The organism is uncultured Chryseobacterium sp. (assembly GCF_936933875.1).
Taxonomy (GTDB): Bacteria; Bacteroidota; Bacteroidia; order Flavobacteriales; family Weeksellaceae; genus CAKZIK01.
In genome coordinates this window covers 67,675-93,990 of record NZ_CAKZIK010000029.1, presented here as the reverse complement: position 1 = coordinate 93,990, position 26,316 = coordinate 67,675, and the positions used below count along the sequence as shown (strand labels likewise).

At 37.3% G+C, this 26,316-nt stretch carries 27 protein-coding genes; 16 read left to right on the top strand and 11 right to left on the bottom strand.

Features of this window, described 5'->3' with window-relative positions:
* Window positions 1–11: 11 nt before the first annotated feature.
* The 7 genes from Q0252_RS04885 (at window position 12) to Q0252_RS04855 (ending at window position 6,895) form a co-directional block, all read left to right on the top strand.
* Window positions 12–332, top strand: a complete 321-nt coding sequence (locus tag Q0252_RS04885; RefSeq protein ID WP_297984379.1) for a HopJ type III effector protein — start codon at window positions 12–14, stop codon at window positions 330–332.
* 111 nt (window positions 333–443) lie between these two features.
* The gene (locus tag Q0252_RS04880; protein WP_297984377.1) at window positions 444–2,120 is read left to right on the top strand and encodes a formate--tetrahydrofolate ligase; all 1,677 of its coding nucleotides are present in this window, start codon (window positions 444–446) and stop codon (window positions 2,118–2,120) included.
* A 253-nt stretch (window positions 2,121–2,373) separates the two neighbouring features.
* Window positions 2,374–2,955, top strand: a complete 582-nt coding sequence (locus Q0252_RS04875; protein ID WP_297984375.1) for a hypothetical protein — start codon at window positions 2,374–2,376, stop codon at window positions 2,953–2,955.
* Window positions 2,956–3,056: 101 nt separating this feature from the next.
* Window positions 3,057–4,103, top strand: coding sequence for a glucokinase (locus tag Q0252_RS04870; RefSeq protein WP_297984373.1), 1,047 nt, complete (start codon window positions 3,057–3,059; stop codon window positions 4,101–4,103).
* 112 nt (window positions 4,104–4,215) lie between these two features.
* Complete coding sequence (locus tag Q0252_RS04865; RefSeq protein WP_297984371.1) at window positions 4,216–4,779, top strand: YceI family protein; 564 nt, start codon at window positions 4,216–4,218, stop codon at window positions 4,777–4,779.
* 11 nt (window positions 4,780–4,790) lie between these two features.
* Window positions 4,791–5,432, top strand: a complete 642-nt coding sequence (locus tag Q0252_RS04860) for an alpha/beta hydrolase (RefSeq protein WP_297984369.1) — start codon at window positions 4,791–4,793, stop codon at window positions 5,430–5,432.
* 44 nt (window positions 5,433–5,476) lie between these two features.
* Window positions 5,477–6,895, top strand: coding sequence for an L-serine ammonia-lyase (locus Q0252_RS04855; RefSeq protein WP_297984367.1), 1,419 nt, complete (start codon window positions 5,477–5,479; stop codon window positions 6,893–6,895).
* A gap of 170 nt (window positions 6,896–7,065) precedes the next feature.
* On the opposite strand, the gene Q0252_RS04850 is transcribed toward Q0252_RS04855, so the two are convergent.
* From Q0252_RS04850 to prfB, 7 genes are all read right to left on the bottom strand, one after another.
* Window positions 7,066–7,911 (bottom strand): prephenate dehydrogenase, encoded by an 846-nt coding sequence (locus tag Q0252_RS04850; RefSeq protein ID WP_297984366.1) that lies wholly within the window; start codon window positions 7,909–7,911, stop codon window positions 7,066–7,068.
* Window positions 7,911–8,282: a hypothetical protein gene (locus Q0252_RS04845; RefSeq protein WP_297984364.1), complete on the bottom strand. Its 372-nt coding sequence runs from the start codon at window positions 8,280–8,282 to the stop codon at window positions 7,911–7,913. Before Q0252_RS04845 ends, Q0252_RS04850 begins: the two co-directional genes overlap by 1 nt.
* Before the next feature lie 69 nt (window positions 8,283–8,351).
* Complete coding sequence (locus tag Q0252_RS04840) at window positions 8,352–9,545, bottom strand: alanine dehydrogenase (RefSeq protein WP_297984362.1); 1,194 nt, start codon at window positions 9,543–9,545, stop codon at window positions 8,352–8,354.
* An 82-nt stretch (window positions 9,546–9,627) separates the two neighbouring features.
* Window positions 9,628–10,035 (bottom strand): tRNA (adenosine(37)-N6)-threonylcarbamoyltransferase complex ATPase subunit type 1 TsaE, encoded by a 408-nt coding sequence (gene tsaE, locus Q0252_RS04835; protein ID WP_297984360.1) that lies wholly within the window; start codon window positions 10,033–10,035, stop codon window positions 9,628–9,630.
* A 39-nt stretch (window positions 10,036–10,074) separates the two neighbouring features.
* Window positions 10,075–11,082, bottom strand: coding sequence for an isoaspartyl peptidase/L-asparaginase family protein (locus tag Q0252_RS04830; RefSeq protein WP_297984358.1), 1,008 nt, complete (start codon window positions 11,080–11,082; stop codon window positions 10,075–10,077).
* Window positions 11,083–11,337: 255 nt separating this feature from the next.
* Complete coding sequence (locus Q0252_RS04825) at window positions 11,338–12,006, bottom strand: VTT domain-containing protein (protein ID WP_297984356.1); 669 nt, start codon at window positions 12,004–12,006, stop codon at window positions 11,338–11,340.
* A gap of 66 nt (window positions 12,007–12,072) precedes the next feature.
* Window positions 12,073–13,185, bottom strand: coding sequence for a peptide chain release factor 2 (prfB, locus tag Q0252_RS04820; RefSeq protein ID WP_297984354.1), 1,113 nt, complete (start codon window positions 13,183–13,185; stop codon window positions 12,073–12,075).
* A 270-nt stretch (window positions 13,186–13,455) separates the two neighbouring features.
* Between prfB and Q0252_RS04815 the strand changes: the two genes are divergently transcribed.
* The 5 genes from Q0252_RS04815 (at window position 13,456) to Q0252_RS04795 (ending at window position 15,582) form a co-directional block, all read left to right on the top strand.
* Window positions 13,456–13,821, top strand: coding sequence for a helix-turn-helix domain-containing protein (locus tag Q0252_RS04815; RefSeq protein WP_297984351.1), 366 nt, complete (start codon window positions 13,456–13,458; stop codon window positions 13,819–13,821).
* A 115-nt stretch (window positions 13,822–13,936) separates the two neighbouring features.
* Entirely contained in the window at window positions 13,937–14,542 is a 606-nt protein-coding gene (locus tag Q0252_RS04810; RefSeq protein ID WP_297984349.1) for a DUF5715 family protein, read from the top strand.
* Between the two features lie 94 nt (window positions 14,543–14,636).
* Window positions 14,637–14,810: a hypothetical protein gene (locus Q0252_RS04805; RefSeq protein WP_297984347.1), complete on the top strand. Its 174-nt coding sequence runs from the start codon at window positions 14,637–14,639 to the stop codon at window positions 14,808–14,810.
* Window positions 14,811–14,929: 119 nt separating this feature from the next.
* Complete coding sequence (locus Q0252_RS04800; protein ID WP_297984345.1) at window positions 14,930–15,112, top strand: hypothetical protein; 183 nt, start codon at window positions 14,930–14,932, stop codon at window positions 15,110–15,112.
* A 56-nt stretch (window positions 15,113–15,168) separates the two neighbouring features.
* On the top strand, window positions 15,169–15,582 hold the full coding sequence (locus tag Q0252_RS04795) for a hypothetical protein (protein ID WP_297984343.1): 414 nt from the start codon (window positions 15,169–15,171) through the stop codon (window positions 15,580–15,582).
* Window positions 15,583–15,665: 83 nt separating this feature from the next.
* On the opposite strand, the gene alaS is transcribed toward Q0252_RS04795, so the two are convergent.
* A complete protein-coding gene (gene alaS, locus Q0252_RS04790; protein WP_297984341.1) occupies window positions 15,666–18,323 on the bottom strand; it encodes an alanine--tRNA ligase in 2,658 nt (885 codons plus the stop codon).
* Window positions 18,324–18,861: 538 nt separating this feature from the next.
* On the opposite strand from alaS, the gene Q0252_RS04785 reads away from it, so the two are divergent.
* The 3 genes from Q0252_RS04785 (at window position 18,862) to Q0252_RS04775 (ending at window position 21,785) form a co-directional block, all read left to right on the top strand.
* Window positions 18,862–20,211, top strand: coding sequence for an AAA family ATPase (locus Q0252_RS04785; RefSeq protein WP_297984339.1), 1,350 nt, complete (start codon window positions 18,862–18,864; stop codon window positions 20,209–20,211).
* A 103-nt stretch (window positions 20,212–20,314) separates the two neighbouring features.
* Window positions 20,315–20,644, top strand: coding sequence for a GxxExxY protein (locus Q0252_RS04780; RefSeq protein ID WP_367174820.1), 330 nt, complete (start codon window positions 20,315–20,317; stop codon window positions 20,642–20,644).
* A 31-nt stretch (window positions 20,645–20,675) separates the two neighbouring features.
* Window positions 20,676–21,785 (top strand): FAD-binding oxidoreductase, encoded by a 1,110-nt coding sequence (locus tag Q0252_RS04775; protein ID WP_297984337.1) that lies wholly within the window; start codon window positions 20,676–20,678, stop codon window positions 21,783–21,785.
* A 3-nt stretch (window positions 21,786–21,788) separates the two neighbouring features.
* Here Q0252_RS04775 and Q0252_RS04770 read toward each other — a convergent pair whose 3' ends face one another.
* The 3 genes from Q0252_RS04770 to Q0252_RS04760 form a co-directional block, all read right to left on the bottom strand.
* Window positions 21,789–23,003, bottom strand: coding sequence for an acetyl-CoA C-acyltransferase (locus Q0252_RS04770; protein ID WP_297984335.1), 1,215 nt, complete (start codon window positions 23,001–23,003; stop codon window positions 21,789–21,791).
* Window positions 23,004–23,102: 99 nt separating this feature from the next.
* Window positions 23,103–24,116, bottom strand: coding sequence for an alpha/beta hydrolase (locus Q0252_RS04765; RefSeq protein ID WP_297984333.1), 1,014 nt, complete (start codon window positions 24,114–24,116; stop codon window positions 23,103–23,105).
* Window positions 24,117–24,289: 173 nt separating this feature from the next.
* Window positions 24,290–25,330 carry an MBL fold metallo-hydrolase gene (locus Q0252_RS04760; protein ID WP_297984331.1) on the bottom strand — a complete coding sequence of 347 codons (1,041 nt, stop codon included), beginning with the start codon at window positions 25,328–25,330 and terminating at the stop codon, window positions 24,290–24,292.
* 383 nt (window positions 25,331–25,713) lie between these two features.
* On the opposite strand from Q0252_RS04760, the gene Q0252_RS04755 reads away from it, so the two are divergent.
* A complete protein-coding gene (locus Q0252_RS04755; RefSeq protein WP_297984329.1) occupies window positions 25,714–26,139 on the top strand; it encodes an SRPBCC domain-containing protein in 426 nt (141 codons plus the stop codon).
* Window positions 26,140–26,316: the final 177 nt, after the last annotated feature.

Below are 26,316 nucleotides of genomic sequence, written 5' to 3'. Positions count from 1 at the left end.
AAAGAAAAATAATGTTACCAAAACAGTTTCAAAATAATTTTGATTTTAAAGATGTCATAGAATATATAGACAGCCAGTACGATTTCACACCTTCCGAATTTTCCAACGAAGAAATTGTCAAAGAAGCCGGACAGAATAACGGTTCCTGCAAGGTTTTCAGTTTTGCAAAATTGCAAAACCTTTCAAAAGAACAAACGCTTTCTCTTTTCGCAGAACATTATCAAAGCGTGCTTCAAACTCCCGACGGTAACGACCACCACAACATCCGAAATTTCTTGAAGTTCGGTTGGGACGGAATTTCTTTTCAAAATGAAGCATTAATCAGGAAATAACATGTAATCAGTAATTTCTATTTACTGATTTTAAACATTTGATAAAATTTTTATCGTTTTTTATTTAGTTTTAAATTTGATAACATCATTTTATTTAAAACTATTTTTTTTATGAGCTTTCCAACAGATTTAGAAATTGCACAAAGCGCGAACATTCAGCATATCAGGGAAATTGCAGACAAAATCGGTATCGACCGTGATGATTTGGAATATTACGGAAAATACAAAGCAAAGCTTCCCTTAAAATATATAGACGAAGAAAAAATCAAAAAATCAAAACTGATTTTGGTTTCCGCCATTAATCCAACTCCTGCCGGAGAAGGAAAAACTACAGTTTCAGTGGGTTTGTGTGATGGTTTGAATAAAATCGGCAAAAAAGCCATCGCAGTTTTGCGCGAACCAAGTTTGGGCCCTGTTTTTGGAATTAAAGGCGGCGCTGCAGGTGGTGGTTACGCCCAGGTAATTCCGATGGTGGATATTAATCTGCATTTTACGGGAGATTTCGCCGCTATTGAAAAGGCCAACAACTTACTTTCAGCTTTAATTGATAACAATCTTCAGGACAAAAAAAGAACTTTGAATATCGACCCAAGAACGATTGTCTGGAAACGTGTGATGGACATGAACGACCGTTCTCTGCGTCATATCGTGGTTGGTTTAGGCGGTTCGAATAACGGGATTACCCGTGAAGAAGGGTTCAATATTACACCGGCTTCGGAAGTAATGGCGATTCTCTGTCTTTCCAAAGATTTTGAAGATTTAAAAATCCGTCTCGGAAATATTTTCGTGGGTTATACTTTTGAGAAAAAACCGATTTACGCCAGAGATTTAAATGCTCAAGGTGCAATGGCGATTTTACTGAAAGACGCCATTAAACCTAATCTTGTACAAACTTTGGAAGGAAATCCTGCGATTCTTCATGGCGGACCTTTCGCAAATATTGCTCAGGGAACCAATACAATTATTGCTACAAAAACCGGAATGTCGCTTGCGGATTTTGTAGTAACAGAAGCGGGTTTCGGAGCTGATTTGGGAGCTGAAAAATTCATGCATATTAAAGGACATTATGGAAATTTGAAACCCGATGCGTATGTTTTGGTAGCCACAATCCGGGCTTTGCGTTATCACGGTGGAGCAAAAAAAGGAGAGTATGAAGTTCCCAACCTTCCGTTCGTTAAAAACGGAATCGATAATCTGAAAAAACATATCGAAAACGCTTTTAAGTGGAATTTAAAACCCATCGTTGCCATTAATCATTTTGCTACAGATTCTGATGAGGAAATCAATTTCGTAAAAGAAGAATGCGAAAAGTTGGGCGTGAAAGCAATCCTCGCTGATGAATTTACCAAAGGTGGAGAAGGAATGATGGAACTCGCTGCAGAAGTTGCGCATTGTACCATTCATTGCGGTAATAATTTTAAACCTTTATATAACGTGAACGACTCAGTTGAACATAAGATTGAGACCATAGCTAAAGAAGTTTACGGTGCAGATACAGCCGTTTTTTCACAGAAAGCGAAGAATCAGTTGAAATCTATTTATGATTTAGGTTTAGATAAATTGCCAATTTGTATGGCAAAAACGCAGAAGTCCTTAAGTGATGACGAAAAGAAAATAGGGCGACCAACCAATTTTAAAGTGACAGTGAGAGAATTTGAATTTGCTGCGGGAGCCGGCTTTATTATACCAATTCTGGGAGATATGATGAGAATGCCTGGTTTACCTTCGGTTCCAGCTGCGGAAGGAATGGACATTGATAAAGACGGAAAAATTACCGGTTTAAGTTGATTTTTTAAATCATATTTAATATAATGGAGTCTGTTTTCTTATAAAACGGACTTTTTGTTTGAATTTGTCAGAATTTGTCTTTCAGAATTTCACATAAAGCTTACAGAATTAAATAACTGTTTAATTATTGATTTTTTATAATGAATTGATTTTGAATATTTTATGAAAAATTTTGGTCTTTTTTAACCTAAGTTAACCCACTTTTGGCACGATTATTACAAGACTAACCGAGTAAAATTTAAAATTTGAAATTATGAAAATGTTTAAGCAATCAATGTTAGTAGCTGGTATTTTAGCAGCAGGTGTAATGAGTGCACAGAGTGCAGCTATGAAAAATATGCTTAAAGTAGGTGCAAATGTAGGTCTTGCAGTTCCTGCTGAAAATGCATCGGCAAATGTAGGTTTAGATTTGGCTTATCAGAACTTGGTAACTCCGGGGTTTGGTTTAGGTATCGCAACAGGTTACAGCCACTTCTTTGGTAGAGAAAATACAGTAAACGGTGCAACTGTAAATAACAATGATTTCGGTGTAATTCCGGTTGCAGCTTTAATTAGAGTTTATCCAAAACAAACTGGTTTTTATTTAGGAACAGATTTGGGTTACGGTTTCATCGTTGGTGATGATCAGGTAGCTTCAAACAGTACGGTTGCAAGACCGGATGGTGGTTTCTACATCAAGCCGGAAATTGGATACCATAACAGAGACTGGAATTTTGCACTGCAATATCAGAAAACCTTCACAGGAAACGATGGTGAGATTGATACACAGAAATATAATGCTGGTGCCATTGGCGCTGCAGTTTCTTACAACATTCCTCTAGGAAGTGGTAAATAGTTTTTAAAACAGAAATCAAGTATAAAACCTTTCCAAAATTTTGGAAAGGTTTTTTTATTTTCTGAAAAACTTTTTATTATCTTTGAGTGAAACATCTCACTATGGACTCCAAGACAACATTTCCGCTTTATTCTCCGGGGATAAACTGCGAAAACAATAAAAATGTAAAGCTACTTGTTGCAGATCTTCGCAAAAAAGAAAGTACGCTTGCTTATTACAAGTGCGAAAATGGTGATCTCAGTTTGTCTAACGAAAAAACGTATCCAACAAACGATTTTAGCTCTTTCGCAGCAATGGTGAAAAAGTTTTTGGATGAATCCGGCCTTAAAGTGGACAGAATTTCTGTAGGAGTTCCGGGTCCCGTGATGAATAATGTTTGCGTTACCCAAAATCTTCCGTGGACTTTGGATGCAGAACAGATAAAAGCTGAAACAGGAGTACAGAAAGTTTTCCTGATTAACGACCTTGAAGCTGTTGCATACAGTTTAGCAAAAGCCGATGAATCTAAATTCGAAGTGCTGCACACTTCCGACAATAAATCCAGAGGAAACGTTGCAATTTTAGCTCCAGGAAACGGTTTAGGTGAAGCCGGACTGTTTTGGGACGGACAAAGTTTAAGGCCTTTTGCAACGGAAGGAGGACATACCGAATTTTCACCTCGAAACGATTTTGAAATTCAGTTTTATCAGTTTTTAAATAAAATTTACGGCATCGTCACTTGGGAAAATGTACTTTCAAAAGATGGGCTTTACAATATTTACCGTTTCCTGAGAGATGTTGGAAGGCATAAGGAAGACGAATGGTTAACTGAAAGAGTTCAGAAAGAAGATTTCCTTTCGGTGATGAGTTCTGCAGGAAAAGAGCAAAATTCTCGCCTGGTAAAATTAACCATCGAAATGTTCCTGGAGTTTTTAGCCAGAGAAGCCAATAATTTGGTTTTAAAACTAAAAGCAACCGGAGGTTTGATTATTACAGGAGAAATCTCAGATAAAATTAATGAACTGATTGACAAGGAGAAATTCTACAAAGATTTCAAAATCTCCGACAGAATGGAACATCTGCTGAAAGACATTCCAATTTACTTCCTTAGAAATGAAAAGGAAATTCTGCAGGGTGCTGCATTTTACGGAGCATTTATTGAAGACTAGTTCATTTAAATATTTTTAAGGAGGCTTTGCGTAATGTGAAGCCTTTTTTGTTTGAAATCACTTTTGGCAGAGTTTTTTATTAAGTATTTTTGTCATCAAATTTTTAATTAAAATGAAAAATTTCCTCCTCATATTTTTACTTTTTTCATCTTTTGTCTTTGCACAAAACAAAAAAGTAACCACTTCGGCGATTGGCTGGAAAGCTTATAAAGTCTTGAATGCAGAATCTCTTTCGCATTATGGAACGGTAAAACTAAAAGCCGGAAACGTAGTACTGAAGAACGGAAACGTTACTTCCGGAAATTTTATTATTGATATGAAATCCATTTCAGCCGATGACGAAACCGGAAAACGCAAAATGTATCTGGAAAATCATTTAAAGGATGAAGATTTCTTCGATGTAGATAAATATCCTACCGTTTTTTTTAAAATCATTGCGGTAAAACCAAACACTGATAAAAACTACAATTCTTGGGTTACCGGAAACTTAACAATTAAGAAAATTACCAAGAAAATTTCTTTCCCGGCAAATATTACTTCGGATAATAACGGCGTTAAATTTCAGTCGAAAATGTTTACCTTCAACCGAAAAGATTTTGGTTTGAATTACAATGTTTTTGAAGATATGATTATCAAAAACGACGTTGAAATGACGGTAAATTTCACAGCAAAATAATTTTCCGGCGGATGAAATTGTATGTTGTAAGCGGACTTGGCGCAGATTTCAAAGTTTTGGAAAAATTGAAGTTTCCGGAGCAGATCGAAGTAGTTTTTCTGGATTGGCTCATTCCCGAAAAAAATGAAACCTTTGAAGAATACATCAAAAGAATGGCGGAAAGAATCGATGATTCCGAACCGTTTAGTTTGATGGGTTATTCTTTCGGAGGAATTATGGTGCAGGAAATTGATAAGATAAAACCAGCCGAAAAAGTTGTGATTTTGGGAAGCATCAAATCAGACAAAGAAAAATCCCGATTCATCAAAGCTGGAGAGCTTACAAAAATTCCGAAATATCTACCGGAAAATATCTTCAACGAAAAATCTACCATTGCTTATTCGCTTATCAGAAAGCTTTTTGACCCAAAAAATCCGAAAGTTTTAGAATATTTTGCTGTACGTAATCCCTATTATCTGAAGTGGAGCATCGAAAAAATTGCAGCTTGGAAATTCCAGGAAAACCCGAAAGTTATCCAGGTTTTGGCGGATAAAGACATCGTTTTTCCCATCAAATATTCCAAGCCGGATTATGTTGTAGAAAACGGGACGCATCTTTTTCCTGCAACCAAACACCGCGAAGTTTCTGAAATACTGGAGAAAATTTTCGCTTAATTTTTTTTTCTAAATTTATTTAATCTAATTATCACGCAAAAAACATGGAATCCATCAGTGTTTTCGAAATTATAAAAGTAGGCATCGGTCCATCCAGTTCTCACACAATGGGACCTTGGAATGCTGCTGAAAGTTTTCTCAAATTAATTAAAACCCATCATCAACTTTCTGATGTTCAAGAAGTTTTCGTTGAATTTTTCGGGTCATTAGCAAAAACCGGAATCGGTCACGGAACCGATATTGCAGGAATGCTCGGACTTTCGGGAGAAAATTACAAAACGATTGATACCACGAAAATTGACGAAAAAATCGCCGAAATCAAAAATTCAAACCAACTGAATTTAGGCGGCGAAAAAATGATTCCTTTCGTTTATGGAAAAAATTTAGTGCTGAACATGGATAAAACGCTGGATTTTCATCCTAACGGGATGATTTTCAAAGCAGTTTTTGAAAACGGGGAAGAAATTGCACAGGATTATTATTCTGTTGGAGGTGGTTTCATTGCAACGCAGAACGAAAGTTCTATGGATAAAGTCTGCATACGTACTTTATATCCTTGTCACAGCGGAAAAGATGTCGAAAAATATATTGATAAATTAGATTTGAAAAGATTTTCGGATTTGGTTTTTTTGAATGAAGAATCTTGGAGAACCGATGAACAAACGCGAGCAGAAGCACTATATATTTGGCAACAGATTAAAGAATGCATTTACAAAGGCGTGAACAAAGAAGGAATTCTTCCGGGTGGTTTAAATGTTTCGCGACGTGCACCACAACTGAACCGAAAACTTCTCGGCGAAAAAATTTATAACAATCTTGATGAATGGTTCAAACTCGTTGTTGAAGCCGAAGAAAATTTTACGAATATCAATAAATGGGTTTCGTGTTTTGCGTTGGCGGTGAACGAAGAGAACGCAAGTTTCGGCAGAATTATTACGGCGCCTACAAATGGTGCAAGTGGAGTAATTCCGGCCGTTTTAATGTATTCTCAGGCTTTTACTGAGCATAAGAGTGATGAAGATATTATCCGTTTTATCTTGGTTGCCGGAGAAATTGGAACGTTATTTAAGAAAAATGCCACAATTTCTGCTGCGATGGGTGGTTGTCAGGCTGAAATCGGTGTTTCTTCTGCCATGTCTGCAGCGGGTTTGACAGAAATTATGGGCGGAACTCCGGGACAGGTTCTCATGGCAGCAGAGATCGCTATGGAACATCATCTTGGACTTACCTGTGACCCCATTGCAGGACTTGTACAAATTCCGTGTATTGAAAGAAATTCCATGGGTGCTATAAAAGCGATTACAGCAGCCAATATTGCCTTGGAAAGCGACCCAACAAAAGCCAAAGTTTCGTTGGATAAGGTGATTCAATCGATGTGGGAAACCGCTTTGAGCATGAACGACCGTTTCAAGGAAACTTCTGAAGGCGGTTTGGCGATTGCGGTAAATGTGGCGGAATGTTAACTGAAAAAAAAGGAAATAATGTTTTTTTTCAGTATGCTTTTAGTCTGTTTGGCTGATATCTTTGAAAAAAAAATATTTTTACCACCAAGTAGGAAATTTTAAATTCGCAATGAAATAACAGGCTGAAAGGGTAAAATTGACCCTTCACGATTAATCATTCTCTTCGCAAATTACTTCTCCAAAATCGGTCTTATTTTATTGGCGTTTCTAATCAATTCCTCCAATAATTCGTAGTTTTCTTTTTCCAATGCAGATTTGAATTTTCTGAGCTGAGAAATGTGTTCATTAAGAACATCCAAAACATTTTCTTTATTCTGCTTAAAAATCGGAACCCACATTTCAGGATGCGATTTTGCAAGACGAACTGTGGAAGAGAAACCAGAACTCGCGAGTTGGAAAATCGTGTCTTCTTCACGTTCTTTTTCCAAAACTGTGTTCGCCAAAGCGTAAGATGTAATGTGTGAAATATGCGAAATATAGGCGGTGTGAATGTCGTGCGCTTCAGCTTCCATATAAATCGTGTGCATTTCGAGAATTTCAGCGACTTTTTCAACCAATTTTAATGCGTCTTCTGCGGAATCTTCTTTGTCGCAAATCACAGCAGCTCTTCCGGTAAAACTTTCTTTCTGCGCAGATGTTGGACCCGAATTTTCCGTTCCCCACATTGGGTGAAAGGCAACAAATCTATTTCTGCTCGGATGATTTTTAATCGCTTCAGTAATTCCGGATTTTGTGGAGCCAACGTCCATCACGGTTTGATTTTCTGAAATTAAATCCAAAACTTCCGGCAAAATTTTTCTTGTTGAATCTACAGGAACTGCAACAATGATGAGGTCAGCTTTTTTAATTCCATGTTCGAAATCTGTCTTTTCATCAATAATTCCCAATTCCAAAGCTTCCTGAAGATGCGTTTCGCTTTTATCGATTCCGTAAACGAAATCAGCAAAATTTTTCTCCCGAAGTTTCAACGCAATGGAACCTCCAATTAATCCGACACCAATAACCGCAATCTTCATTATTTCAGCTTTTTAAGGTTGGTAAATGTGGCTTTGTCGTCACATTTTTCGAAATCTACTTCGTATTTCGGATTTTCTTTTGGATAGAACAAAACGTATTTCGGACAAGGCTTTTGTTGCGCCTTGCTTTTGTCAAAATTAATTTCGCCGTTCGTAATGATGCTGTCTTTAATAAAGGTTTCATCAATTTTTTCAGTATCCATCACTGTTTTAAACTCCGGTGTAAATTGAAAATTTTTTGACAGCGTTTCGGCAATTACGCGTGAATTCGGTAAATAACCGGTGCAGGTTGCGCCTTTTTTGTTCAGAATAAAAAATACAAGAATTAATCCGGGAATCAATCCCAATAAGTAAAATTTCAGTTTTCTCATTTTATGTAAAAAACTTTGCCGAAGACGATAAATCCTGACAAAGTTTTGTTGTTTATTTTAAGTTAAAAATTAGAAAATCAACAGATTAATGTCGTGGTACGTTAAATTGAAACGGTCGCAAATCAGTTTTTTGGTGTGACGTCCTTTGTACATGTATAAGGATTGTTTCATTTCGTTTTTGTTTAACACCATATTCTCGAAACCGCCTTCTTCATCATAATTCAAAAGATAAGAAAGGAAGAAATTCGAAATCGCTTTGGTTGTTGTTCTCGGAATTCTCGAAGTTAAATTCGGTAAACCTGCATGAATAACGCCATGTTTAATGATGTAAGGGTCTTCCATATTGGTTAATTCCGAAGTTTCTACCACCTTTCCGTTGTCAATCGTTACGTCGATAATCACGCTGCCTCTTTTCATTTTGAGCACCATATCTTCTGTAACAATCGGTGCTTGGTTGAGTCTTGGCAAACATCCTATTACAACGTCGGCTCTTCTTAAACTTTTCTGCAGTTCTTTTGGGTCAATAATAGAGGTTGGAACGCGGCTGTCAACAAGCGTATGTAATCTTCTTAGTTTAGAAAGCGAGTTGTCGAAAACTTTTACACTTGCTCCCAATCCAATGGCGGCTTTTGTGGCAAATTCGCCCACGATTCCGGCTCCAATTACGACTACTTCTGTAGGTCTAACTCCGGTAATTCCGCCCAACATTAAACCGTTTGAAAGCGATAGCAGTTCAGATGCGTACAAAATAGAACTTGTTCCTGCAATTTCTCCGATTAATCGTACCAAAGTCAACTGTTTGTATTCATCAGCGATAAATTCGAAAGCAATGGCATTAACTTTCTTCTCCGCGAGTTTTTTGAAATATTCCTGGTCACGAAGGTTGATTTGAAGCGCAGAAACCAAATAAGTGCAAGGTTTTAGATATTCAATTTCTTCCGCTGTTGGAGGATTGATTTTCAGCACCATATCCTGTCCGAAAGCTTCCTTCGGGTCGGCTGTAATTCTTGCACCTGCTTCGGAATATTGCACATCTGCAAAGAAAGAGCCCTGTCCTGCTCCTTCTTCAATAATAATTTCGTGTCCGTTGTCCACCAAAACTTTTACAGCATCTGGCGTTATGCAGGTTCTTCTTTCGTTAAGGCAGGTTTCTTTCGGGAGTCCGATACTGAATTTTTTGCCCTTTTTTACAACTTCAAGCTTTTCTTCCTTCGGCATTAATTCCTGTTCCGAAAAAGGAGTGAAAATATTTGTACTGCTCATTATTTACGCTTTCGTAATTGTTTTTAAAACTGATAAAATATCGTACAAAGATACGCAGTTTTGGAGATTGAATTTCAATTTTTTAGCGGAAATTAATAACCCTATCTTCACCTGTATTTTGAATAGTAATTTGGTGATGAGGCAAGTCCCGAAGCTCATCTTCGTAGATTTCCGGCCACTCAATAATACACAGATAAGCATTGTCCAGATATTCTTCCATGCCAATATCGTAAACTTCGCCAATATTTTTCATGCGGTAAAGGTCGAAGTGAAACACGTTTCCTTTTGGAGTGTGATATTCGTTAACAATGGCGTAAGTGGGAGAGGAGACTTCGTCTTCCGTTCCTAAATTTTTCATTAAAAACTGAGTGAAGGTTGTCTTTCCAGCGCCTAAATTTCCTTTCAGAAGTAAAATATTGTGCTGAAGCTGTGGCAGAATTTCTTCTACTATTTTTTGCCAGTCTTCAATTTTATTGATAGTGAATTGCATGAACAGTTTTGGGTTTAAAGTTCTGTGTTCCGGGTTTGATTATTTGTAGATGAAAACTTCAATTTCGCCTTTATCTGTCACGGTTCCTCGGTACATTCCTGCAGTGTTGAAAGACATCGATACGTTTCCGTCTTTATCCAAAGCAATTAAACCGCCATCGCCTCCAAGATTTTGAATAATCTGAACGGTTTCGTCTGTTGCAGATTTGATGTCTTTGTTTTGGTACTCCATTTTTGCGGCAACAGTTCTTGCAGCAGTAGAACGGATGAAATATTCACCCCAACCAGTTCCGGAAATTCCGACTTGAGCATTGGCGTACGTTCCGGCTCCAATAATCGGTGAATCTCCAATTCTGTTCCACTTTTTGTTGGTCATTCCGCCTGTAGAAGTTCCTGCAGCTATATTTCCGTTAACATCCAGTGCAACGGCTCCAACGGTTCCAAATTTTTGGTCTATTTCGAAATAGTCAGGATATTTTGTGGTGTTGAACGAAGTTTTTTTCTGCAATTTTTCGGCTTCTTTTTGTTTTGCCTTTTGAAGTCCTTCCCAACGGTCTTTGGTCCAGAAATATTTTGGGTCAACGATTTCCAGTTTCTGCAATTTGGCAAATTCTTCTGCTCCAGCTCCGGAAAGCATTACATGTTCTGAATTATTCATCACTGCAATTGCGGCTTTGATAGGATTTTTGATGGTGTGAACTCCGGCAACTGCTCCGGCTTTCATGGTTTTTCCATCCATAATGGAGGCATCCATCTCGTTTTTTCCGTCAGCGGTAAAAACTGCGCCCTTTCCTGCATTAAATAGTGGAGAATCTTCCATAATAATAATAGAAGCCTGAACTGCTTCCACAGAAGTTTTTCCTGCTTTTATTTGTGCATAACCTGCTTTTAAAGCTTCTGTGAGTTTTTCTTTATAGGCTTTTTCTTTTTCAGGCGTCATCATTTCTTTGGTGATGGTTCCAGCGCCACCGTGAATAACCATGACGTATTTTTTTTGTCCAAAGAACATCGATGATGCAAATAAGGAAAGGACCAATAATTTTTTCATTTTTTCAGGGGTGAAATTGTTTCTTCAAATATATTGAATATTTGGGTTTAGTAAAAGTGGAATTTGGAATCCTGAGCTGTGTAAGCGATGGGAACGGAAACCTAACGAAGTGGTTCGGCGAAGTCAAATCCTTTTCGGGCGCGGCGAAGCCGCGCCCGAAAAGATTGCATTGGACATAGCGACCCGAAGCTGCTGCACAAGCTTTGGCAAGGGATACGCCATAAAAAAAACAGCTCCGAAGAACTGTTTCTGTTTTTATTTTGCCTCTTTCTGCCCGAAAACAAATTTTACTATGATGGGAAGGGTTGTGATTAAAACGATAACGAGGATAATCATTTCCAGGTGTTTTTTCAGGTCGATTCCGAACTGGTCGATAAATAATTTATCAAGGTAATGTCCCGCAAAAATCAACAAAAACGACCAAAGAAATGCTCCAATGATATTGTCCATCAAGAATTTCTTCTTATCCATTTTCACAATTCCAGCAACAATAGGGGTAAATGTCCTAACGATGGGCAGAAATCTCGCCATAATTACGGCAAGCGCACCATGTTGCTCGAAAAAATCGTGCGCCTGGAACAGATATTTTTTCTTAAAAAGAAAACTGTCCTCTCTTTTATACAAAGTTGGACCGGCTTTTAAACCAAACCAATATCCAACTTCGTTGCCGATAATAGCTGCAATTGCAATGGCAGTAGCAAGAATGGAAGTGTCCAGAAATTCGTTTCCGGTAGAACCGAAAGTTTCGCGAACGATATCTACTGCATAAATCCCTGAAACGAAAAGAAGACTGTCGCCAGGAAGAAAAAATCCCACAAACAGACCGGTTTCTGCAAAAATGATAAAAAGAATGAGCCAGAATCCGCCCATTTTGATATAAAATTCAGGATTCAATAAATCCTTCCAGCTTTCAAAGTGTTCCATATTCAACAAAGGTAAGAAATAACGGCGCTTTTCGTAGATTAATTATCTGTTAAAGTTTGCCAAAAATTAAAGATTAAAATCGTCATCGGAAACTGCAGTTCCGTCTGCCATTAAAAATGCTTTCAGGAAAGGAGTGATGTTTCCGTTCATCACAGCATCCACATCGGAAGTTTCGTGCCCAGAACGAACATCTTTTACCAATTTATAAGGATGCATCACATAGTTTCGGATTTGGGAGCCCCATTCGATTTTCATTTTATTGGCTTCGATTTCGTTTCTTGCCTTCATTCTTTCCTCCAATTCCATCTCATACAGCCTAGAACGCAGCAACTGCATTGCTTTTTCCTTATTTTGAAGCTGTGAACGCGATTCTGAGTTTTCGATAATAATTCCGGTAGGAGCGTGACGAAGACGAACTGCAGTTTCCACCTTGTTTACGTTTTGTCCACCTGCTCCGGAAGAACGCATGGTTTCAAATGAAATATCTGCAGGATTGATATTGATTTCAATGGTATCATCCACCAAAGGATAAACATAAACCGAAACAAAACTTGTGTGACGTTTCGCGTTAGAATCGAAAGGAGAAATTCTTACCAAACGATGAACGCCGTTTTCCCCTTTCAGATAGCCAAAGGCAAATTCGCCGTCGATTTCGAGTGTAACTGTTTTTACACCGGCAACATCGCCTTCCTGAAAATTGAGTTCACGAATTTTATAGCCTTGCTTTTCCGCCCACATTGTGTACATTCTCATTAGCATTGAAGCCCAATCGCAGGATTCTGTTCCACCTGCTCCTGCTGTAATTTGAATCACGGCAGAAAGTTCGTCGCCTTCATTGGAAAGCATATTTTTGAATTCTAAATCTTCAATTTTTTCTAAGAGAACAGGGTAGGATTCATCCAGTTCCTTTTCGGAATCGGGATCTTCTTTGGCGAAATCTGCCAAAACCTGTAAATCTTCATAACGGGTGAAAATTTCTTCATAATCTTCTACCCATTTTTTCTTGGAACGAAGCTGCTTCAGGAATGTTTCTGCTTCTTTTGGGTTGTCCCAAAATTCTGGAGCCGCAGTTTTCTCATCATCATTGGTAATTTCTACCTTCTTTTTTTCGATTTGAAGGTATTTGTAAAGGTCGTCAATTCTGCTTTGAAGTTCTTTTATCTGGTCGCTGCTAATCACGATTTTTTATCTTTTTTGCAAAAATAGGGATAAATAATCCATTTAAAATTATTTGATGTTGGTTGAAATTTACCATAATAATTTAACTAACAAGTGATATTTTTACTGAAAATTTAAAAAAAGGAAGTATTTTTTTCAATAATACAATAAATATGTGGTAATTAATGTTGTATAAGTTAATATTTCGTTTAATTTTGTTGAAAATAAAAAGTGATTTTTGAAATCGTTTTTTTATCAACTAAAAACAACCATAAAAAAAAATTGAAAAAAATGGAGTATCGCTCAGTGTGTCCTCTAGCACGAAGTTTAGACGTGTTTGGAGACAAATGGACGCTGCTGATCTTAAGAGACATAGCAGCTTTTGGAAAAACAACTTACAAAGAACTTTCTAAAATGACCGAAGGTATTGCAACCAATACTTTGGCAGACCGTTTAGAAAAGCTGGTTTCTGAAGGTTTTTTAACTAAAACCAAAAGTGAAAAAAATAAACTTGTTTTTCACTACAACATTACAGAAAAAGGATTGGATATTATTCCGATTATTAAAGCTGTAGTTGCCTTTTCGGACAGACATTTGTATAAAGAATCGGAGAGAGATGCTTATATGGAGCTCATGCAAACTGCAAACTTTAACTAAAATATAAATCCACTGAAAATCAGTGGATTTTTTTGTTCATCTAATTATAGTCTGAATTTTACTTTATTTACACAAGAAATTTCAAAAAATGTCGTTTAAAGGCTTAAACGCAATTATGAAGAAAGCTTCGGCAATTTTTTTATTGATTTTTGGGACGGCTTCCGTTTTTTCTCAATCCGGAAAGTGCTATGATTTAGATAAAATTCTGAAAGTACAGCCAACACCGCTTTACGAAAAACATCTTAACGCTTCCAAAAAATTTAATGTAAAACTCCTGAAAGATACCAAGTCGGTTTCAAAATATAAAGAAACAGGAAAGCTGATCAAAGTAAATGAACTCGGCAAAGGTTACCGTATCCGCAAACTTGATTACAGCCGTGCTTATCTTGTTCCGCGTGCTAAATTGATGCTGCGCGAAATCGCAAAAAATTTCAGCGGAAAAACAAAAGGCAGTACGCTTACTTACACTTCACTTACAAGAACCTTGGAGGATCAGTGTAAACTTAGAAAAGTAAACAGCAATGCTTCATTGGGAATCAGTTCTCATAATTACGGAAATTCTTTCGATATTTCTTATGTACGCTTTAACGACAGGTTAGAACATAACGACCGACTGGAAAAAATTCTCGAAAAACTACTGAAAGAGTACGAAAACGCTGGAAAAATCTATTACATCAAAGAGAAATTTCAAAGCTGTTATCATGTCACTGTACGCGCTTGATATATTGAAATTCTATAAAACATCTCAGTAAAAGTATAAATTGGTATGGTTTTTAGTATAAATTTGTAACGCATACTAAAAACTTATCATTGAGATGAAAAAATACATTTTTGGAGCTGCCCTAATGTTGGGATTAGCTTCTTTCGGAACTTTAAAAGCACAGTCGTCTGAAAATATGGGCGACTTAAAAGCTAAAAAAGAAGTTCTGAAACTGAACACCAAGCTTAACAACGATAAAATTAAGCTTGAAAAAAAAAAAAAGCTTTAGAAAAATATCAGAAAGACGCGGAAAATGCAAACCATGATGCTGATAAAAGAGGAGCCGATTTTTCGGGATCGAACAACGCCAATGACACTGCAAAAGAAGCTAAAGCTGCGGCAAAAAAAATGAAAGATGCTGAAAAGGCTAACAAAAATTTAGCAGACAGCAAGAAAAAAGTGGCAGGTCTTGAAAAAGACATCAAAAAAAATGAGGAAAAAATTGCCAAACTCAACCAGCAGATTGAATTTACCGAAAAGAAAGGTAAAATAGTAAATGACGAAGCTGAAAAAGAAGAAAATAAGGATTAATAGAATAGGGAAGTTGTTGCAACTTCCTTATTTTTGTTAAACATAAAAACATCGCAATGAAAAAAACAGTATTGATATTCTTGGCCGTTATTGGTTTATCGGCAACCTTTGGTTCTTTGAAAGCGCAACAGATGGAAACCCTGAAAGTTCAACGTGAAGCAGTGAAACTGAATCTGGATTTATTGGACAAAAAAATTGAACTGGAAAAAGCAATCATAGAAAGAGATAAACGTGAAGCCAAAGCCGCTGAAGCGAATTCCAAAGCAGAAAATGTTACAACAACGGACAGTACTGAAAGTTCTGACCCAAAAGCCATCAAGAAAGCACAGCGAAGAGTAAAAGAAGCCGAAAGCGCGAACAAAAATTTGCAAAAAGGCAACGACAGAATTGTTGATCTAGAAGCGCAAATTAAAGGTTTGGAATCTAAAATTGAAAACGCAAAATATAAAGTTGAGGTTACAGAAAGATAAGATTTAACTTTTGGATAATATTACGAATCCGTCTCATCAAGTTGCGAGACGGATTCTTCATTTTATAATTCAAAATTTACAATTTATAATTCTTTCGCTTTTTCAACCGCTGCATCAATTCCCGCCAAATTCTTGCCACCTGCAGTCGCAAAGCCCGGATTTCCACCACCACCACCTTGAATTGCGGTAGCGAGTTCTTTCACAATATTTCCGGCGTGGTATTTTGCTTCCAAATCTGCGGAAACACCCACGGTAATCATTGGTTTTTCTCCGGCGTCGGAAATAATCACAGTTACGGAATTCGGGATTTCTTTTTTCAATTGAAAGACGATGTCTTTCACGCTTCCGGCATCTAATGAAACCTTTTTAACCAAAAGTTTTTTGTCGCCCCTTTCTGTGAAATCATTTTTCCAGATGGCGGTTTCGCCCTGTGCTTTTTCTTTTTTCAGACTTTCAATTTCAGATTTCAGGGAAGTATTTTCAGTGATTAATTTCTCAACAGATTTTGCCAGATCTTTTGATTTTAACAATTGAGAAAGTTCAGCAATTTGTTTTTCTAAATTCTGGAAATATTCGTTCGATTTATCTCCGGAAATGGCTTCAATCCTACGAATTCCGGCTGCAGTTGAACTTTCAGACGAAATTTTAAAATGACCGATTTCACCAGTGGATTTTACGTGCGTGCCACCACACAATTCCTTTGAACTTCCAAACTGGATCATTCTTACGTGGTCACCGTATTTTTCTCCAAAAAGCATCATCGCACCTTTTTCCTGCGCTTCTGCAATCGGAATATTGCGGTATTCATCCAAGGCGATATTTTCCTTGATTTTTTGGTTGACTTTATCTTCGACCAAAGCCAGTTCATCCTCATTCATTTTAGAAAAATGCGAAAAGTCGAAACGCAGATAATCCGGACCAACATACGAACCTTTCTGTTCCACGTGCGTTCCTAAAACATCACGCAAAGCTTCGTGCAAGAGGTGTGTTACAGAGTGATTGGCCTGTGTATTTCTACGGTCTTTTGCATTCACTTTTGCATAAAAAACAGCACCTGCATCTTTCGGAAGTTCCTTGATTAAGGAGACAATCAGATTGTTTTCTTTTTTGGTATCAAGAACGTCTATCACTTCAGGATTGTCTTTTACATTGTATAAATCCGGCTGCGAAATATCAAAATGCTGCGCGTAACTCGGAATTAGAATTCCTTTATCGCCAATTTGTCCACCACCTTCAGGATAGAAAGGCGTTTTGTTCAACACAATCTGGAAAAATTCACCGTCTTTATTTTCAATTTTTCTGTATCGGGTAATATAAGTTTCGCTTGAAGTTTGGTCGTAGCCTACGAATTCTTCTGGCTTTTCTTCTAAAACAACCCAGTCGTAAACTTTCGCTGCGCTGTCTTTTTTGGAACGTTGTTTCTGCTTTTCCATTTCGGCTTCGAAGCCCTGTTCATCCACAGTTAATTGCTTTTCTTCGGCAATAATTCTGGATAAATCAGCAGGGAAGCCATAAGTGTCATACAGTTCAAAAACTTCGTTTCCAGGCAATACTTTTTCGCCTTTATTTTGAGTTTCTTTAATGATATTATCAAGACGAACCAAACCGGTTTCAATCGTTCTCAAGAATGAGTTTTCCTCTTCCTTAATTACTTCCGAAACCAAACCGCTTTGCTTCATCATTTCCGGGAAAAATTCGCCCATTTGGTTGTTCAAAACTTCCACCAACTGATACAGGAACGGTTCTTTCATACCCAAAAATCTGTAAGAATACGAAATCGCACGACGCAAAATTCTACGGATTACGTAACCTGCGCCTCCGTTAGAAGGCAATTGTCCGTCTGCAATTGCAAACGAAACCGCACGAATATGATCCACCACAACACGAATCGCAATATCTTTTTCGTTTTCTAAAATTCCCTCATATTTTTTGCCGGAAAGTTCTTCAACTTTTGAAATCAAAGGTGTGAAAACGTCGGTATCGTAATTAGAAGATTTCCCCTGCAAAGCCATGCACAGACGCTCGAAACCCATTCCTGTGTCGATATGTTTTGCCGGAAGATTTTCCAAAGAACCGTCTGCTTTACGGTTATACTGCATGAAAACTAAGTTCCAGATTTCCACCACTTGCGGATGGTCGTTGTTCACCAGATCAAGTCCAGAAACGTTTGCTTTTTCCTCATCAGAACGCAAATCCACATGAATTTCAGAACATGGTCCGCAAGGTCCGCTTTCGCCCATTTCCCAAAAATTATCCTTTTTGTTTCCGTTGATAATTCTATCTTCAGCAATGTGCGATTTCCAGAAGTCATACGCATCCTGGTCGCGTTCCAAATTTTCGGAAGCATCGCCTTCAAATATCGTCACATAAAGGTTTTCCTTTGGGATTCCATACACTTGCGTCAACAGTTCCCACGCAAAATCAATCGCGTCTTTCTTGAAATAATCGCCAAAAGACCAATTTCCCAACATCTCAAACATCGTGTGGTGATACGTATCGCGGCCAACATCGTCCAAATCGTTATGCTTTCCGGAAACCCTCAAACACTTCTGCGTGTCGGCAATTCTCGGCGCTTTCGGTTCTTTGTAGCCCAAAAAATAATCCTTAAACTGCGTCATCCCCGAATTCGAGAACATCAGCGTCGGGTCATCTTTCAAAACAATCGGAGCGGACGGAACAATTAAATGTCCCTTACTTTTAAAAAAATCTAAAAACTGTTGGCGTATCTGTTGTGAAGTCATTGTCTTTTAATTAGTTGCAAAGGTGCAGGTTGCATGTTGCACGGTGCAAAGTTCTGTTTTCGTAAAGATGCAAATTTAGTGATTTTTAGCGGAATTTTAAACCGTTTTTTGTTATTGAATAAACGGTATTTTGTTATTGCGAGGAGCAAAGAATGAGCGACGAAGTAATATCAATTTTGAAGTTGAAAACGAAAAATTACTGGAGCCGGGAACCTGCTTTTCATCACAATTCTTTTTGTTCGGCATATCCTCTCACAAAAAAGGATTTCAATTGCAATTTGTTATAGAAAAAGCGTAAAAATTTGGCAGTCGTTTTGTTATTAAGAGCGGAATGCAGCTATGGAATGAAGAAAAAAATCTGCGAAATTCTCGAAATCTGCGGGAGGCTGCCTGACAAAGCCATGAAAGTCTTTAAAATCTGTGAGGAAACGTAAATGTGAAAGATTGCAATTTCCTACCGCTTTGGTGCACGCGCCGCAAAGACAAAAGCATACTTTTTGCTCAAATTTATTAACTTTAATCTTTTGAAACAATTCTTATGAAGTTAGCCGAACTCGCCAAACACCTTAATATATCTACTGAAAGTATCAAAAAATTCATCGAAGATTTTGATTTGGATTTAGGGGAATGCCTTCACACGAACTTCGAACTGAAGCCTGATTTTCAAAAATTTGCCCTTGAAAATGCCGATTTTTTAAAGAAATATGAGGAAGACCTTCAGAAAAATAAATCTGTTGAAGAAATTGCCGACCAAATTCACAAACCGGTGGAAAAAGTCAACGAAGTTTTGGAACAGGAAAAGCAAAATGTTTTCGAAAACGGATATTACAAATCATCCATCTCAAGTTTTGGAATAGACCATAAATTAGGCGGAAATTACCAGTTTGTTTATGATTATTTCGGTAATAAAACGCCTTTGACTCAGCGCGATTTCATCGGCTACCGCGATTTGTTTTTCCATATTTCAGATTCGCTGGAACCTTTCATTAATAAAGACGAAGCCAAAAATTGGGGCATTCACAAGCCGGCCGGAATTATTCTGTATGGACCTCCTGGAAGTGGAAAAATTTTCTGGGCCAATAAAATTGCGGAAATTATTGGTTATCAGTTTAAGGAAGTGAAAAAACATTACCTCCGAACTTCATTTGTGGATGGCAATAAAACCAGTTTTAATGATTTTCTCGTAACGATGATGAAGGAAGACAAAGTCCTGCTTTTTATGGAAGATTTTGATGAAATTATGGCTGACCGAGACGATGAAAAATCTGTGAATTCCTGTGATGAAGAAACCAAAGAAATCATCCTTCATTACATCAATAAATTTGAGGAAGAAGATTTGGTTATGGTAGGTTCCGCCAATACAACGCAAGGAATTGAAGAAGAAGTTTTGGCTCCGGGAAGATTTGACGTGCTGATTCCTGTTTTTCCGCCAAACCAGCAGGAAAGAACTGAAATGATTCGTTTTTATATGCTCGAAAATTTGTCAAAAGAGGCTACTCTTTACAAAATTTTGGAACGCAGCAATGCAGATCATCTTCCGTTTTGGCAGGACATTTCAAGCAAAATGAAAGTGTTCAGCAATACGATGATTATTGATTTCACGCAAAGCTTGAAAAAACGCATCCGCAACCAATATCAGCAAACCAAAAACGAAAACCTGAAAATAGACCAAAATCTTCTTAAAGGTGCATTGCGCGATGCTTCCGCAAAATTGACGGATGAATATCTAAACCAGGTTGCACAATTTATTAATGATGCGTCACAAAATAATTATGACGATTTTTCTAACAGAATAGAAGCTTTGAAAATGGAACTTGAAACTTATAAAGTAGTCGAAAAACCGATAAGAGCGATTGGTTTTCAACATAATGAAGATGAAAAAAAATAATATCCCGCAGATTGCGCAGATTTTCGCAGATTGATACTAAAATAAACACCAAGTATGGACTATAATGATATAAGTTATTACATCAGAAAATCAATTTTTCAATGTGTACAATGAACTTGGTCCGGGTTTGTTTGAAAGTGTTTATGAAAAAGTGTTGGCTTATGAACTTGAAGATTATGGGTTGCAAGTCAGAACACAGGTTCCCGTAACTTTTAAGTATCGTGAAGTATATATGGATATTGGTTTTCGAGCAGATATAATTGTTGAGGATAAAATTATAATCGAGATAAAATCCGTCGAAGAACTCTCGAAAGTTCATCACAAACAAATTTTGACTTATCTAAAATTGACTGATATGAAATTAGGAATTTTAGTTAATTTCAATACCGACCAAATTGACAAAAACATTTTCAGAAAAGTAAACGGTCTGTAAAAAAATCTGCGTAAATCCGCGGGAGAAAAATATGAAAGTAAGCATTTGGGAACTCGAAACCTTTTATCGCAAACGCGACATCATTATTGTTGGTTCAGGCTTTACAGGATTATGGACAGCGATTTCCATTAAAGAAAAACATCCACATAAATCCGTTTTAATTATTGAGAAAAACTCAACGCCACTTGGAGCATCGACAAGAAATGCAGGTTTTGCCTGTTTTGGGAGTCTGACTGAAATTATTTCTGATGCCGAAAAAATGGGTTGGGAAAAAACCTTGGATTTAGTAAAAATGCGTTTTGATGGTTTGCAGAAAATTCAAAATTATTTTAAATCTGAAGAAATCGATTTTGATTTGTGCGGCGGTTATGAAATTCTGAATAATGATGAGCCTTTACAGAAATTAGATGAAGTCAATTCAAATCTGAAATTTATTACCGGTTTGGAGAAAACATTCAGTTTAAATCACGAAAAACTGAGAGAATTTGGTTTTGCTAAATCTGAATTTTTGGTTGAAAATCCTTGCGAAGGAAGCCTGCATTCCGGAAAATTATTACAAAAGTTATCGGAGAAATGTCACCAACTGAAAATAGAATTTTTGTTTGGGACAGAAGTAAAAAAAGTTGAGGAAATCAACGATGAAGTAGAAGTTTTCATTGATGAAAATGATTCAATAAAAACCAATCAAATTGTTTATTGCACGAATGCCTTTTCATCAAATTTAATTCAAAACGAAGAAATAATTCCGGCGCGCGGACAAGTTTTCCTGACGGAACCTATCGAAAATCTGAAAATTAAAGGCACTTTTCATTACGACGAAGGTTTTTATTACTGGAGAAATCTTGGCAACAGGATTTTGCTAGGTGGCGCAAGAAATCAGGATTTTGAAACCGAAAAAACCACCGAATTTTCTATCACGGAATTTCTTCAAGACCACCTCGAAAATTTTCTGAAAAACGTTATTCTTCCTAAGCAAAATCTAAAAATCGAGATGCGCTGGAGCGGAATTATGGCCATGGGAAATGAAAAATCTCCGATTGTAAAACCTATTTCCGAACGACAATTTGCAGCAGTTCGATTGTCTGGAATGGGCGTCGCATTAGCTCCAAAAATTGGAGAAATTATCGCTGAAATGATTTGATTTTTACACGTTAGGATTTTCCAAAATCACGGCATAACCTTGTCCAACACCAACACACATCGTGCAAAGCGCGTATTTTTTGCCTGATTTTTGAAGTTCTAAAGCTGCAGAGTACGTAATTCTCGTACCGCTCATTCCAAGCGGATGTCCCAATGCAATTGCGCCGCCGTTTACATTCACTCTTGCATCGTCATTGGCAATTCCGAGTTCTTTTAAAACAGCAATACTTTGCGCGGCAAAAGCTTCGTTCAGCTCAATAATGTCGATTTGGTCAAGAGTTAAATTTGCCCTTTTCAACGCCAGTTTTGTGGCTTCAACAGGACCAATCCCCATAATTCTCGGTTCGCAACCGGTAGTAGCAGAAGTAACAATTTTCGCCAAAGGTTTCAAACCAAATTCTTGTACAGCGTCTTCGGAAGCTACAATTACAGCAGCAGCTCCATCATTTAATCCTGAAGAATTTCCGGCAGTAACGCTTCCATTTTCTTTCACAAAAGAAGGTTTTAGTTTTCCTAAAATTTCCAGTGAAGAATTCGGTTTGATGAATTCATCTTTGTTGATAACAATTGCATCGCCTTTTCTTTGTGGAATAATGATATCAGAAATTTCTTCTTCCAAACGTCCGCTTTCCTGGGCTTTTTTGGCTTTCATTTGCGAGTTTAAAGCGAATTCATCCTGTTCCTCACGAGAGATTTGAAATATTTCTGCCAAATTTTCTGCGGTTTTTCCCATGGCTTCAGTGCCGTACATTTTCTCCATTTCTGGATTAATGAAACGCCAGCCAAAGCTGGAATCGTACATTTTTTGTGTGGTATCGAAACCGCTTTCGCCTTTTGAAATCACATAAGGTCCGCGTGACATTCCTTCAACACCTCCTGCAATGAAAAGTTCACCTTCACCCGATTTTATTGCTCTTGAAGCCTGTGCAATCGAACTCATTCCCGAAGCGCAAAGTCGGTTCACCGTTTCTCCGGGAATTGTTACCGGAAGTCCCGCCAAAAGAAGCGCCATTCTTGCAATATTTCTGTTATCTTCCCCGGCTTGGTTAGCGCAACCTATAATCACATCATCAATTTTTTCAGCAGGAATTAGTGGGTTTTTTGCCATCAAACTTTTGATAACTGAAGCAATTAAATCATCGGTTCTTACTCCCGCAAGCTGACCTTTAAAATTTCCAATAGCAGAGCGCGTTCCGTCGATAATGTAGGCGTTTTTCATTCTTGAATTTTAAAAGCGTAAATTTAGGATAAATCCCACGAATGCACGAATTATTTTTCTCTAATTCGTGCATTCGTGGCGAACTTTATGAATGCAAAACTAATTCTTTACAAACTCCAGAAGTGGCTTTATAAACCGTTCGAAAACCTCAATATGCGGCGAATGTCCAACATTTTCCAACTCCACAAGTTTTGAATTTTTTATTTTTTTCTGCGTTTCTTTTCCTAAAATATGGTACTGTCCCATCAAGGGCTGCAGTTCTTTCGGGGCATTGGCTTTTCCTATTGCGGTTCTGTCCCGCGTTCCGATGATTAAAAGAGTAGGAGTAGCAATTTTTTCGAAGTCATAAACTACGGGTTGTGTGTAAATCATATCGGAAGTTAAGGCTGCATTCCACGCAACTTGCGGATAATCTTTGTGAATGGTCCATCCTGCAAGTAAATTCAGCCATTTATCGTATTCCGGTTTCCATTTTCCGTCATAATAGAATTTTAGCTGATAATCTTTGTAGCTTTCGTAGGTGTTTTTGAGTTCGTTGGCGTATTGTTTATCGATGTTTTGATAAGGAGAAAAATTTCTGTAATCTTCCAGTCCGATTGGATTGGCAAGGATGAGTTTTTCCACATTTTCGGGATACATCACAGCCATTCTCGAAGCCAACATTCCGCCCATGGAATGTCCCAGAACAATGAATTTCTGAATTCCCAACTCATCCATAATTCCTTTTGTGTTTTCCGCCAACTGATGAAACGAAAACTGATACTGTTTCGGCTTTGACGATTTTCCAAAACCAATCTGATCCGGCATTACGACACGGAAACCTTCTTTGTTTAAAATTTTGGCAGTTTCTTCAAAATAATAGCCATTAAAATTTTTCCCGTGAAGCAGAAGAATCGTTTTTCCCTTCCATTTAGCAGGTTTGGAATCCATGTAGGCCATTTTCAAATCCTGTCCCTGATTTTTTATGGTTTTAAATGTAACAGGAAAAGGATAGTCTACCGTTGAAAGTTCCGCATCAAGCGGTTCGAGTTTGGAAAGGTTGGCTTTTTGTGCATTGCAGGAAATAATGCAGAAAACTATCACGAATGCTGAAATTAGTTTTGGAAAATTCATTCTGTACTTTTTTCAAATTTAATAAAATGCAATTTTGGAAACTTATATTTTTCAATTGAAATTTTTGATTTCAACGATTTTCCGAAAAAAAACACATCAGCAAAACCAACGTGCTTATCTATTTGTTTATTTAAAAACTAAAAAACTAAACCACTCCCCACTCAAAAACTCAATCACTCATAAACCTCCCACCATTTCGGATAAACCTTCGCATCATCCGTCCAGTTTACTTTTTCGCCAATTTTTGGATATAAAATTCTGAGGTTTTCGGTATTCATTTCAACCATTTTTGTCAAAGGTTCATCCCAAGGATGCACAGCCAAAGCGAATTTCGAATTATGCACCGGAATCATTCTTTTCGCATTCAAATCTTTCATGGCTTTATGTTCTTCTCCCGGCATCATGTGGATGTAACGCCAATCTTTGTTGTATTGTCCGGTTTCGAGGATTACAAGGTCTAAAGAGCCATATTTTTCACCAATTTTTTTGAAATGAGTGTCATAACCGCTGTCTCCACCAATGTAAATTTTTTGCGTCGGACTTTCAAAAACGAAACTTGCCCAAATTGCCTGGTCGCGCTTCAAACCACGTCCAGAAAAATGACGTGCTGGTTCTGCATTTACTTTAAATCCGTTTCCTAAATCAGCACTTTCGAACCAATCCAGTTCTACAATATTTTGAGGATTGTATCCCCAGAATTCCAAATGCTCACCGGTTCCTAAACCTGTGATAATCTGCTTGGTTCTTGGGAAAAGTTGTTTTACTGTTTCGTAATCAAGATGGTCCCAATGGTCGTGCGTAATTACCAAATAGTCCAAATCTGGGATATCTTGAGGTTTGTATAAATCACTTCCTTTAAAAGCTTTGGTAGTGAATGAAAATGGCGACGCATAACCACTTAAAACCGGGTCCACCAAAATTTTCTTTCCATCCAACTGAAAATAATAAGAGGAGTGTCCCATCCAAACATATACGTTTACGTTGGGGTCGAGGTTTTTCAAATCGGTTTTGGTGAAATTAAATGCTTTTTCGGGAAATTTATTCTTGGTCTTTCCAAAAAGGAAACGGAAAAAAACTTCCGGCATCGACGTGTCTTCCGCCAATTGTGGAGTAGGATTCAGGTTGTCGAATCTACCGTTTTTATAATGAGGAGATTTTTGAACGCGTTCCAAACGAGCTCCTGAAGGTGCTTTTCCGAATTTTTTTTGTTTCATAATGAAGTAGCCGGAAATCAGAGGGATTCCCACTAAAATTAATATTGTTAGTAGTATTATTTTAAGAATTTTCATAAACCATAAGACGAAAACGGTGCAAAATTACTTTAAAAATTCATTAAACTTTTAAACGCTAGGAACGCAAATAAATACAAATTGATTAAATTATTATGTTCGCAAAGGTATTTCATTTAGCAAAATAATTATCATTGCTAAGCGCAGCGGCTTTGTGATCTTAAAAACATTAAATTTCAAGAAAATCTTTCCGCTCTTTGCGTTTAGAAAAAAAGGGATTTAAATCAGTTTTCGTGGAATCGAATATTTTTTCTTTGCCGTTTCATGATTATTTCTTTAACTTTAATCAACCTTAAAATTTTACAGCTATGCACGATAATGTAGTCGTTAAACAAAGAGTTAATGCACCCGTAGAAAAGGTTTGGAATGCGCTTACAGACAAATCCGAAATGAAAAACTGGTATTTCGATATTCCGGATTTTGAACTGGGCGTACACAACGAATTTAATTTTTATGAACCCGGCGGTGAAAACAAATTTCATCATCACGGCGAAATTTTGGAAATTGAACCCAATGCAAAACTAAAACACACGTGGAGCTACCCGGAATTTTCGAAAGAAAAAACTTTGGTAAAATGGGAACTGGAACGCGACGGTGATGCAACTAATGTTACTTTAACGCACAAAGGTCTTGAAAACTTCGACCATTTGGGAAAAGATTTTGGACATGAAAGTTTTGAAGCAGGTTGGAAAGAATTAGTTGGCAAATCTTTGAAAGACTACGTAGAGAAATAGCTTTTTTTTAAATATTTTTGAAGAACGTACTTTTGGTGCGTTCTTTTTATTTTGTACTATGGAAAATCAAAATTTTGCAGAAGCAGGAATGCTCATCAGAAAGCGATTTTGGAAACTTCAGACATCAGAAAAGCAGCTTCGAGTATTTAATAATTTAGATCTTTGCGTTTGACCTTT